Below are 12,155 nucleotides of genomic sequence, written 5' to 3'. Positions count from 1 at the left end.
ATAAAAAATAGTGTGAATTGGGAGCCAAATGTGGTTGTATGCGAGCCATCATCTGAAGGGAGACGTTTTATAATTCGGGGTTTATAAATAATAAATTCAAACGTATATCAGATGTTGTTATGGCCAACCAGAAACTATCTTTTCGGCGCTCTATATCCAGCATCTTGGGCTTCTTCTTCAGAGCAAAACCATTGAGCAACATTCTTTGTCTGATTGTAATAGGTGCTCCCGGGAGTATGATAGATCCCATTTACACTCCCTTTTATATCACAACCGCGAGTTGACTGGGTTGAATCAGAACTACCTTCACTAGATCCCCCTGTAGATGTTGAAGCCGAGCTGTTACTACTAGCACTAATGTCTTGTTTTTTGTCCAGTTGTTGTTGTAATTCATCGTTACTATTTTCCAGTTCATCAATTTCTGCGTACAGTTTTTCGTTCTCTGACTTGATCGATTCATTTTCATTATTTAGTTGTTCAACTTCCTCTGTTAACTCATCAAATTGACTTTCTAGTTCGTCATATTCCTCTTGAAGACTGGAATTGCTATTTTCCAATTCTGTAATTTTTGAAGTTAACTCTTCATTTTTCTCTACCTCTTCATCTAATTCTGCTGTTGTATCCATCCCACATCCACTTAAAATAGATAAAAATAATGCAAACGTTAAAATGGGGAGATACTTTTTCGTTGTTGTCCTATTTAATCTTGAATGTGAGAACAGATAGCCGCTTAAACCTAATAATACAAAAATCATTGATATGACTATTAAGGTATTCAATTTTAACCCCCCCCTTGTATTTTGTTTTCTCCCAAACATAAATAAAGCCGAAAGCAATACAGCCCAATTAAGGTGTTTGCCTTCATTTCCTTATCTTTTATTCTAGCAATTACGATATAGTCTGTTATTTCTCCAAAATTAATTATGTATGTAAGGCTAACCAGAATGTAACATATTGGTAAATAGCATGCTGAAATTTCAATGCTGCAGTAAGAAAAAGTTAGTGCATACCAATTTTCTGAAATATATTGACATTCAGATAAGAGGGGTGTTATGTTAAACATAATTACATAGGATTACATGTTACTGATTCGACTAGGCATGGTGGTAAATAAAAGGTTCTTCGGATCCTTTATACCTCCATGCCTTTTTGTATGATACAATATCATCTTTCTATAAGAAAATAGGTTTAAGTTACAAATAAAATACTCTTATTTATATATATGAATTCAATCTATGGTAGATAGCGGTCAAGTGATACAAGTAATATGGGAAATAGTTAGTAGCCTTACAACATCAGTATTGTTAATGTTACTGATTATTTTGTCTTATCTGCTCGGTATATCATACGAGCTTTTCATAGATTGAAGGGAGCAAAATCAAAGGAAAAAATGGATAAAAGGTGCTAACGCTCTTTCAGGAGAACTGATGTGGCGTTCACATAAAAATCTATTCAAGGAGGAATTTCAAATGAGAATCAAAGCAATTAGGTGTTAGGTAGAATAACATTCAGGTGGAGGAACGTTTGCATGTTTTTGTGACAGTGCAGAAGCAGGAGGTACATTCAGCTTGAGTGGACGTTGGTGGTAACGTAGGCAGATGGGGACGTTATTTAACAAAGTGATTTGTACTTTGTGATAGAGGCATGATGGCGACGGATATAGTGATAGACATCTGTAGGATGGGATATCCCTTAACAAAAAGGGCATAATATTTTCCACACATGAGAGGGACAAAGGAGGAAATATACGTGAAGAAGTTTATTGCGCTGACCATGATCATATTGTTAATGGCAAGTCCGGAATTCCTGCATGCTCAAACTCAACAACAAGTATCCGAATCTAATCCAGAAACCAAGGAAGAAAAAAGAGATGCGGTCAAACGGATCATTGATGAAATGAACGATAAAGAGAAGATTGGACAGCTAGTTATGTCGCAGACTCAGGTTGGGGATGACGGTATGCCTAGCGAGTCCACGCAAGAAATGATTCAAGAATACGGAGTCGGATCCGTTATCACCTATGGAGAACGAGATACGATCACACAGGCTGAACTCAATAATCAATTGCAAGAATATGCTGCGGATACCCGCTTGAATATCCCGTTGTTCACAACGGCCGATCTGGAAATTGGGGCTGCCCATCGGGTGCCCGAAGACGCGACGACATTTCCCCGCCAAATGGGCGTTGGAGCCACCCATAGTTTGCAACATGCGGATGCTTTTGCACGAAATGCTGGACAAGAATCCGTCGCATTAGGTTTTAATTGGACGTATACTCCAGTTGCGGATGTGAACGTCAACCCGGAAAATCCCGTTATTGGTGTACGTTCCTTTAGCGATAACACAGATTTAGTGTCTGAAATGACAGCGGCTCAAGTATCCGCTTATCAGGAGGAAGGCATCATTGCTACAGCAAAACATTTTCCGGGTCATGGCGACACTGTTACAGACTCTCATTTGGAATTACCAACTGTAACATATGACCGTGAGGAACTTGAAGAGATACATTTGCCACCTTTTCAAGCAGCTATTGATGCTGGAGTCGATTCGATTATGACTACTCATATTATAATAGAGGCTGTTGACCCAAATCTTCCGGCTACATTATCCGAAGATGTGTTAACAGGGCTTTTGCGTGAAGACATGGGCTTTGATGGATTAATCGTAACGGATGCCATGAGCATGCAAGCGATTGATGATAACTGGGGCACCGGAGAGGCAGCTGTGATGTCGTTCCAGGCAGGTGCGGATCTCATTATGGCAACCGGCGCGCCGGACAGACAGCTGGAAACCTACGATGCTCTTTATAATGCCTATCAATCCGGTGAAATAACCGAGGAACGGGTGCAGGAGTCCCTTGAGCGTATCCTCATGAAAAAATTCGATTATGATCTTTTCGATAACCGCTATGTAAACGTGTCCGAAGCTGAAGCATTTGTCGGGAATCTAGAACATCGGGAAATAGCTGGGCAAATGGCGCGCGAGTCTATTACATTAGTTAAAAACGATAATGTACTACCTTTTGACGCAGATAGTGAAAAAACAACGTTTGTGGCAGGCGTTACGCAAGTGAATGACATTGCAGATCGTATAGCACAGCAAAGCAACGGAGACGTGCTTTCTTGGGAAGCTGACAGCCATGATCCTACAAGTGAAGAAATACAAGCTGCCGTGTTGCAAGCGGAAGGGGCAGATCAAATTCTCGTGCCAACTTTCTCTTCCGATGAACTGCCGGTGGGGCAAAGTCAATTGGCGCAGGCATTAAAGGAAACAGGGAAACCTGTCGCAGCTGTTTCGCTTGGCCTTCCTTATGATGTGCAAAACTATCCGGAAGTGGATGCGTATCTTGCTTCCTATGCTCTTGATTATCACGGGGCACCAAATACAACATCCATCAATGCAGTCATAGATGTAGTATTTGGCGCTCAGCCCGGAGGCCAACTTCCCGTTAAAATTGAAAATCATTATCCTTTTGGACATGGTTTAAGTTATTCGCCAAAGAGTGCATTCGATATTAAGAACATCGTCAAACAATACACAAATGAGGGTGAATTTGAGAATGATAAAGTAGTTCGTACTTTAGTGATGCATTTAACAGCTGTAAGCCATTACGAAAATCAAGGAAACGGGGATAAAGTAGTTCGGCATATGGAAGGATTTAAGGAGTTGTTGAATCACCAGCGGGACAATAACTTGATAACTTCAGCAGCCTTTAATAGTCTTGAAATTCATGCAGATGCTCTAATCGGGAAGTGGCAATAGATTCTTGAACAAGTCAAAGGCAGGGATTTATTGAAATCTTGCGAATAAGTTCGCATCACTATAATAAAAGGGTAAACATCTCTTAGTTGTGATTTTGTCCTTGTTAATTATGGTGTGGATTAAAACGAATTTTAAGTCATATTGACCTTTCAATGTTGAATCAGTTTTATTAGTAGAGGGGGGATTTTCCTCTCTACTAATAATTACTTCAGCGGGTTTTTTGTAATTATATAATGGTGAATTGAAAAATCACTTGTATTACCCTCTTTCATATTAGGCAGTTTCGGGTATAAAAATCGTTTTTATATTGTGTTCTACACATTTTAGTTAGCTTATTATTTATCTAATCCCCCCCCTATTGCAGGTTTGTCTGCATTAGTCGAGCAAGCTCGATTGAACCCCAATAACTAATTGTCATGGCCAACTTGATTCCATTGTTCAAATTTGAAAATGAATATGTTCAAGCTCTGAATGATTTAATACAAGGGCAAAGCTAATTTGATCCGCCAAGGAGCGTCTTGGCTTGAGTGAACGGTAAACCATTGAACAGTTAACTGGAAATACATACCAAAGGTATTTTATTGGACTTTCTTTTTTTAGGAAGAACAGCTTTTCATCCCTCAGGCATGTTCTGTAAGCGCCTCGCTGCACAATTATTTACCATTGCACCGCAATTCTCAATCTATAGTATAAAAAACAAGAGTTTTTTTAAAGTTTAAAAAAACCTTGATTTTCAGGGTAACTTATTTTAAACTTTAAAATAAGTTATTAAAAGGGAGACATTCAAGTGGGTAAGAAAAGAGTTCATTTGGATAACTATAAAAAAGAAAACAAACAAAAGATTTTCAACGTTATCCTGGAGACAGGAAAAATTTCAAGAAAGAATATAGCAAAACAAACAGCGTTGAGCTCTGCTTCTGTAACATTAATCGTTGATGAATTGATCAATGAAAAGTACATAAAAGAAATAGGTACTAGTCCTTCAACGGGGGGGCGTTCGCAAAAATTGCTTGGTGTTAACCGGGCAATGGGGTGCAATATCAGTTTTTTAATCAATGAAAGTCATATTTATGCCGGCAATGTAACCGCTTCACTGGATGTTGGAAATATCGTTATCCGAAAGGTAAAACACCTTCCGATTGAAGATATCTTAAATGTTATTGTGGAGATTTTTAGTCAATTTAAAAAGAATAACAACATTTCCTCAGTTTCCATCGGTGTGAGATTACCGGAATCCTTTAAAAACAGTCGGGTATCGATCAGCACGTCTTTATCCGCTGATTTTATCACGGTGGATGAAGCTCTGCGGTTTATGCTGGGCGTTCCTGTAATAATTGAGCGGGGAGTGAATTTTGCTGCGCTGGGTGAGGCGCATAATAGGAACCAAAAGGAAAATATTTGTTTTTTGGATTTGGATGGCGAAATTCAGTTAGGAGGTGTCCCTTCGCTGCCTGTTGAGCATGTGGCCCATATGAAGGTGGCGGATGAAGGGGAAATTTGCTCCTGTGGAAAAATAGGGTGTTTAAATACGTTTGTATCATCTGAGCAGATCATTGAAAATCTCAAGACGGAATTGAATGAGCCGGACCTTACATGGTATTTAATATCTGAAGCCTATCAAGACAGCAGCTCAAACGTTTCCGATGTTATCAATAAAGTGTCCCGCTATCTGGGGAAAGGGATTGTTAACATTTCCACCTTGCTTAGCCCGTCTTTATTTATTATAGGAGGTGATATTTCAAAACTAGACAAAATTGAAGAAAAGGTGGAGCAAAATGTCAGGAATTTTGGCTATTATGAATTGGATGATTTAGAAGTCCAAATTTCCAATGCAGGTAAAAATGTATTTTTTATCGGTGGAGCGAAGATGTTTTTGCTGAATGTATTTAAAATGTAATGATTGAAAAGGAGCGTGAGCACTTTGAGTCTAAAGAAAATGTTGTATGAAAAGGAATTTTCATTAATTGTAAGTTTACCTTCTAACAATATGGAAACAGCCAAAGCGGCAATTGCAGGTGGGGCAGATGCTTTAAAAGTCCATCTGAACGTGGAGCACCGGGCAAGCGGCAATACATTTGGCTCATTAAAGGAAAATTTAGGATTTTTCGAGGAATTGGTGAAGGAATTTTACGGACCGGTTGGTATTGTTCCCGGGGGGAGCCTTGAGAATATACACGAAGCAGAACTGAAAGAATTGGAAAAAATAGGGTTCCATTATTACTCCGTGTATTTAAAACATATGCCGTCTTTTATGCTTGACCTGGAACTTGAAAAAACTGTGGCAGGTGACTCAACATATTCAATTGAAACATTAAGGTCTATGAACACTTCATCAATAGACGCATTTGAAGCTTCTATCATTCCAGGTGAAGAGTATGGTTCAGCATTAATTTTTGAAGACTTGTTAAAATATCAATCTATTGTAAACGCTTTAGACATTCCTGTAATTGTACCTAGTCAAAGGAAAATAACACAATCGGATATACCACATTTAGTAAATACTGGCGTAAAAGCCCTAATGATTGGCGCGGTTGTGACAGGTCATTATGCAGAATCCATCGAATCTGCTACTAGAGAAATAAAAGATTCAATTGTTTTCTAACGATTGAATGTTAGTGGATCGTTGTCATTTTAAATAATGCTTTATAATCCTTTCTATAATGATTAGAAGGCCTAAGGGGGAAGGTTTTAATATGTTTCAGGGTATATTAATCATTGTTGTATTTTTAATTGTAGCTGGCCTTATGATAGCAAGGAAATTGCCAACTATGCTTGCAATGCCGATTCTTGCAATAGCAATAGCTTTAATAGCTGGTGTTCCGTTTTTTGATGTAGGTGAAGATGGAACGGATACAGGCATACTTTCAGGTATTATTGAAGCAGGTACTGTCAGTCTGGCTAGTGCGTACATTGCAGTTGCATTTGGTGCGTGGCTGGGGCGTATCATGATTGATACAGGGATTACGAATCGAACGATTAAAATGGCGGCTGAGCTTGGTGGAGATCGGCCTTTGGTTGTGACTGTTTTATTGACGGTTGCTATTGCTATATTATTTACAACTGTCGGAGGCCTGGGGGCAGTTATTATGGTGGGCAGTATTGTTTTGCCAATTCTGTTTAGTATAGGTGTACCGGGGATAACGGCAGTTTCATTATTCTTATTCGCAATGGGGACTGGTTTATCTTTAAATATAGCGAATTGGAACTTTTACATGAGTGTTTTATCGGTAAGTCAAGATACACTTCAAAGTTTCGCATTAATAATGGTAGGTCTTGCTGGGACGTTTACCTTAATATTCCTATTGGTCGAATATAAACGACATGGTTTTGGAACGGCGTGGCCACAATCAAACGGTGAGTTTGGCGGTGAGGAAGAGGAAAAGAAAGTATCTATGATTGCTTTGATTACTCCCCTTATACCGATTGCAATGGTTATCGGATTTAGTTGGCCGATCATACCATCGTTTATTGTCGCGATTTTATTTAGTTTAATTGTTACACAAAAATCCGTCCGCAAATTCGTGAATACTTTAACTAAAACAGCCTATGACGGTATATCTGATGTTGCTCCCGTTATTATGCTAATGATTGGTATTGGAATGCTTCTTGAATCAGTCAGTCACCCAATGGTAGGGGAAATTATGAGTCCGTTGCTCGAAGCCGTTATACCGACGAATATAGCTGGATATATAGCATTTTTTGCTTTGCTGGCTCCCCTGGCGTTGTATAGAGGTCCACTTAATATGTGGGGGCTTGGAAGTGGTATTGCTAGTATTATAATTAGTTTAAACCTTCTATCTCCGACTGCAGTTATGGGAGCGCTGTTTTCAACCGAAAGAATGCAAGCAATTGCTGATCCAACAAATACACATAATGTTTGGTTGGCAAACTATGCTGGTGTAGATGTTAATCAGGTATTGCGGAAGATCATCCTTTATGTGTGGGTGTTATGTGCCGTTGGTGTGACGATCGCTGCATTCCTCTATTTTTAAGATAGTTTATCTCAACAGTAATATATAACAACATGGGAGGAACTTAGACATGAAAGTCAGAATAGGTATTGATGTAGGAGGAACTTTTACAGATGCCGTTGCTATTGATAACGAAACCTATGAACTAGTAGGTAAAGCCAAAGTACCTACCACACACGTTGCTCAGGAAGGGGTAGCTTTAGGTATTGTTCAATCGCTGGAAAAATTATTGAAAGAAGGCGATATCAAGGTTTCTGATGTGGTTTTTTTAGCACATGGAACCACTCAAGCTACCAATGCCTTTTTGGAAGGCGACGTATCAAAAGTTGGGATTTTTGCTCTTGGTACAGGTTTAGAGGGAAAGAAAGCAAAGGCCGATAGTAAAATTGATGAAATTGAATTAGCGAAAGATCGCTACTTGCGATCCAGCCATCAATTTCTGGACACATCTGATTTTAATGAGGAAAATGCCAAAGAGACTATTCAAACTCTAATAGATGACGATGCAGAAGTTATCGTAGCAAGTGAATCGTACAGTGTGGATAATCCAACAAGAGAACGGAAAATAATGGATGCAGCTAAAAGATTTGATATTCCCGCAACTGCAACACAAGAAGTATCTAAATTATATGGCCTGAAAACGCGTACAAAAACAGCCGTACTGAATGCAAGTATTCTTCCAAAAATGATCCAAACAGTAAATATGACGGAAGAAAGTGTTCAAAAAACTGGCATTCAATCCCAGCTAATGATTATGCGGTGTGACGGTGGGGTTATGAACGTGGACGAAGTAAGGTCCCGTCCAATTTTAACTATGTTATCCGGACCGGCAGCAGGTGTAGCAGGGGCTCTCATGTATGAAAAAGTGTCGAATGGAATATTTTTGGAAGTTGGGGGAACAAGTACAGATATTTCTGTTATCAAAAATGGCAAAGTTATGATTGAGTATGCCCAAATAGGCGGACACAAGACGTATGTTAACTCACTGGATGTGCGGACAGTTGGTATTGCTGGAGGCAGCATGGTAAAAGTCGAGAATAACCAAATTTTAGAGGTCGGTCCACGGAGTGCACATATTGCGAATCTACCTTATGCAGTCTATACCGATCCGAAGTTACTGGAAGATATTAAAGTCATTTATATACAACCAACGCTAGGAGATTCAAAAAGTTATGTAGCGCTTGAAAATAAACAGGGAGAACAATTTGCAGTAACGCTTGCCTGTGTCGCCAATTACCTTGGCTATGTTGAGGAAGAGCATTATGCATACGGGAATAAAGAGTCCGCAGCGATTGCCATTGAGGCTTTGGCCAATGAGACCGGAAAAGACCCGAAACAATTGGCCTTTGAAATATCGGAAAAAGCAGCCGAAAAGAACATGGCTGTCATTGATAAAATGATAAAGGATTATGACTTGGACCTTGACGGGCTTCACATGATCGGTGGTGGCGGTGGTGCATCAGCGGTCGTTCCGTTCCTGGCGGAGAAAAAGGGTCTCAAGTCAACAATTAATAAAAATGCCGAGGTTATTTCCCCGATTGGGGTCGCCCTGGCGATGGTACGTGAAGTTGTGGAGCGTTCTATGTCGAATCCGAGCGAAGACGACATCCTGAGAATCAGGAAAGAAGCAGAAGAAGCTGTTGTCAGAGCGGGGGCAGAGTTATCGACCGTGGAAGTTCAAGTTGAAGTTGATGCCACACAAAACATCGTAAGGGCAATTGGTACAGGAGCAACAGACTTAAGGACAAAAGAACTTGGAAAAACACTCACATTAGATGAAATTAAAGAAAAAGTCGTCGAAACCTATCAAACAAAACCCGATGAGGTTGTCGAGGAAGATAAAACCGATAGTTTGCATGTCATTAAAACATCAAAAGAAGAAAGGAAATTATGGGGTTTGATGAAAAAACGGAAAGACGTCGTGCATGTTGTTGATAATGAAGGTGTCATCAAGCTTAAAAAAAACAGTGCATCTATCATATCCATGAATGTTGAAAAAATCAAAAACAGTTTTATGTCAATTCTTGAAGATGTCGTCGGCTATGGAGATGGTGGCGTCCAAGTTCCGGATGTCTACATCTTGCAAGGAAAGCGGATCATCGATTGCTCCGGTGTAATTGACTTAAATCAGATTATGGCCCTGGTTAATGTGGAACTGCAGGGTGTTGACCCACAAACAAATCTCGTCGTGATAATAGGGAAACGAAGTGCATAATAAATGGGTTTTACAGATGTGCTTTTACCAGACGATGTCCGAAATGAGAAACTGTTAAAAGCTGATCCATTATATGACAGATTAAGTGAAAGTCAGCGTGAAGAAGCTATTGCAGCAGCAGTTCTGACAGGAGAGAAATATGCAGTCTGGGTTCATCGGCATTTTAAGGAGACTAATATAATAGACGTCTTGCACACTCTTGGCGTCCAAGTTAAATGTGAGCAAGTCCCGGATGCCCGGCTGATCCCATACAGCATTTACCATGTTAAGACACAAACGATAACCTTGAATGTGAACATTATCGAAGCATTGGTGGAGGATTTATTACAGTTTTCCAGTGATATTCCACAAAAAGAACTATTTCAAAATGTGGTGAATGTCATTTTGTTTCATGAACTGTTCCATCACTTGGAGGAAGCGAGATTTGGAAAGGCTTCGAAACAATATAAAGCTAGAGTGATTAATTTCAGTATTTTTAGTATTTCATCAGGCATTAAAGCGTTAAGTGAAATAGGAGCGCACACCTTTACAAAGGCATGTATTGGTGATCTGGACGCTTATTTGAACATATCAACAAAGGAGGTATTCCATAATGGATTTTAGCAATCTGCACTACTACGTACCTGTTAAAAAGTCTGATAACCCCCACATGATAGAAAGAGATTTAGTCATTTATGGGAGCACGCCCGCGGGTATAACATCAGCTGTGCAAGCTGTAAGAATGGGATTGAGCGTGGCCATAGCGGAATTTGGCAGAAATGTAGGCGGTATCACAGCAAGTGGACTGGGAGCAACTGATCTGGGAGCCAAGGAAGCAATCGGGGGTTTGTCCAGAGAGTTCTACCGGGAGCTGGGAAAATACTATCAAACTGATGAGCAATGGACATTCGAACCAAAAGCCGCTCGGTATGTGTTTGACAAATGGCTGTCAGACCATGATATTGATGTTTTTTTCGAACAGCATTTAGATAAAGTAACATGTGAGGATGGTGAAATCAAAGAGATCGCTATGGATGATGGGAATGTCTATAAAGGTGATTTTTTCATAGATGCCAGTTATGAAGGTGATTTGCTGGCGAAAGCGGGTATTTCGTATTTTGTAGGACGGGAATCCAATGCCACCTATAAAGAAAAGTACAATGGTGTTCAATTTGGTCATCCGCACCATCAATTTGAACAATGGATCGACCCTTATGCAGTGGAAGGCTATCCGGAGAGTGGTGTTTTGCCGGGAATAACGGAAACCAGTCATGAAACGTTGGGTTTCCAGGGGCAGGGAGATAAACGTATTCAGGCTTATAACTTCAGGATTTGTCTGACAAAAGACCCTGAGAATCGAGTCCCCTACCCTAAACCGCCCAATTATAGTTCGAGTCGGTATTTATTACTGTTGCGTTATATTAAATCCGGTGTCTGGGATGCCATGAAGCTTCATACGATGCTGCCAAATGGCAAAACAGATTTGAATAATCATGGTGCTTTTTCAACTGACAACATAGGCATGAACTATGATTGGCTAGAAGGGGATTACGAAACACGAGAACGCATTTTTCAGGACCATTTCATCTATGATTTAGGGATGCTTTACTTCTTGGCAAACGATACACGTGTTCCAAAGTATATACGGGATGAAGTATCTCAATGGGGGTTGGCAAAAGACGAATTCAAGGAGACGGGTCATTGGCCGCATCAGCTGTATATTCGGGAAGGGAAGCGGATGATTTCCGACTATGTCATGACCGACAACAATTGCCTGGGAAATACGGCAATTGAAGATTCTATCGGATTGGCTTCTTATCAGATGGATTCACATCATTGCAGACGTGTAGTTATTAATGGCCGAACTTATAACGAAGGCGATGTGGAAATTCCGATTTCCCCGTATCCGATATCGTATCGTTCTATTCGTCCAAAGTCCGAAGAATGCACCAATTTGCTGGTTCCAGTTTGTTTATCAAGCTCTCATATTGCTTATGGATCAATCCGGATGGAACCGGTATTTATGATCCTTGGTCAGTCAGCAGGAGCAGCGGCTGCTTTAGCCCATAAAAACGATACAACTGTGCAGGAAGTCGACTATCAGGCTTTGAAGAACGAATTGGAAAATGCAAGCCAGGTTCTTGATTGGGATGATTCAATAGAAGATGATCCTGTAGCAAGAATGGAGGCGACATTTGGAGAGAATCAAAATTAAAGGAGTCGTTTAG

At 40.1% G+C, this 12,155-nt stretch carries 8 protein-coding genes; 7 read left to right on the top strand and 1 reads right to left on the bottom strand.

Translation table 11 applies throughout. The annotated features are described in order from the left end of the window. Window positions 1–134: 134 nt before the first annotated feature. Entirely contained in the window at window positions 135–779 is a 645-nt protein-coding gene (locus Len3610_RS12035; protein ID WP_176448167.1) for a coiled-coil domain-containing protein, read from the bottom strand. 970 nt (window positions 780–1,749) lie between these two features. Between Len3610_RS12035 and Len3610_RS12030 the strand changes: the two genes are divergently transcribed. From Len3610_RS12030 to Len3610_RS12000, 7 genes are all read left to right on the top strand, one after another. Then, complete coding sequence (locus Len3610_RS12030) at window positions 1,750–3,762, top strand: glycoside hydrolase family 3 protein (RefSeq protein WP_176448166.1); 2,013 nt, start codon at window positions 1,750–1,752, stop codon at window positions 3,760–3,762. Between the two features lie 787 nt (window positions 3,763–4,549). After that, window positions 4,550–5,659 carry an ROK family protein gene (locus Len3610_RS12025; protein ID WP_176448165.1) on the top strand — a complete coding sequence of 370 codons (1,110 nt, stop codon included), beginning with the start codon at window positions 4,550–4,552 and terminating at the stop codon, window positions 5,657–5,659. 39 nt (window positions 5,660–5,698) lie between these two features. After that, window positions 5,699–6,364: a hypothetical protein gene (locus Len3610_RS12020; protein WP_176448164.1), complete on the top strand. Its 666-nt coding sequence runs from the start codon at window positions 5,699–5,701 to the stop codon at window positions 6,362–6,364. A gap of 91 nt (window positions 6,365–6,455) precedes the next feature. After that, window positions 6,456–7,754: a C4-dicarboxylate ABC transporter gene (locus Len3610_RS12015; RefSeq protein WP_176448163.1), complete on the top strand. Its 1,299-nt coding sequence runs from the start codon at window positions 6,456–6,458 to the stop codon at window positions 7,752–7,754. Between the two features lie 49 nt (window positions 7,755–7,803). Continuing rightward, on the top strand, window positions 7,804–9,948 hold the full coding sequence (locus tag Len3610_RS12010; protein ID WP_176448162.1) for a hydantoinase/oxoprolinase family protein: 2,145 nt from the start codon (window positions 7,804–7,806) through the stop codon (window positions 9,946–9,948). A 3-nt stretch (window positions 9,949–9,951) separates the two neighbouring features. Then, window positions 9,952–10,551 carry a hypothetical protein gene (locus Len3610_RS12005; protein ID WP_176448161.1) on the top strand — a complete coding sequence of 200 codons (600 nt, stop codon included), beginning with the start codon at window positions 9,952–9,954 and terminating at the stop codon, window positions 10,549–10,551. Continuing rightward, on the top strand, window positions 10,541–12,142 hold the full coding sequence (locus tag Len3610_RS12000) for an FAD-dependent oxidoreductase (RefSeq protein ID WP_176448160.1): 1,602 nt from the start codon (window positions 10,541–10,543) through the stop codon (window positions 12,140–12,142). Before Len3610_RS12005 ends, Len3610_RS12000 begins: the two co-directional genes overlap by 11 nt. Window positions 12,143–12,155: the final 13 nt, after the last annotated feature.

Origin of the sequence: Lentibacillus sp. CBA3610 (assembly GCF_013373365.1) — a bacterium.
Lineage (GTDB): Bacteria > Bacillota > Bacilli > Bacillales > Amphibacillaceae > Lentibacillus.
This window is presented reverse-complemented; position numbering and strand designations above follow the sequence as displayed.

Coding starts and splice junctions, on each gene's coding strand:
- Len3610_RS12020 (WP_176448164.1), top strand. CDS start 5,699: ATGTTGTATGAAAAGGAATTTTCATTAATTGTAAGTTTACCTTCTAAC.
- Len3610_RS12015 (WP_176448163.1), top strand. CDS start 6,456: ATGTTTCAGGGTATATTAATCATTGTTGTATTTTTAATTGTAGCTGGC.
- Len3610_RS12010 (WP_176448162.1), top strand. CDS start 7,804: ATGAAAGTCAGAATAGGTATTGATGTAGGAGGAACTTTTACAGATGCC.
- Len3610_RS12000 (WP_176448160.1), top strand. CDS start 10,541: ATGGATTTTAGCAATCTGCACTACTACGTACCTGTTAAAAAGTCTGAT.
- Len3610_RS12005 (WP_176448161.1), top strand. CDS start 9,952: ATGGGTTTTACAGATGTGCTTTTACCAGACGATGTCCGAAATGAGAAA.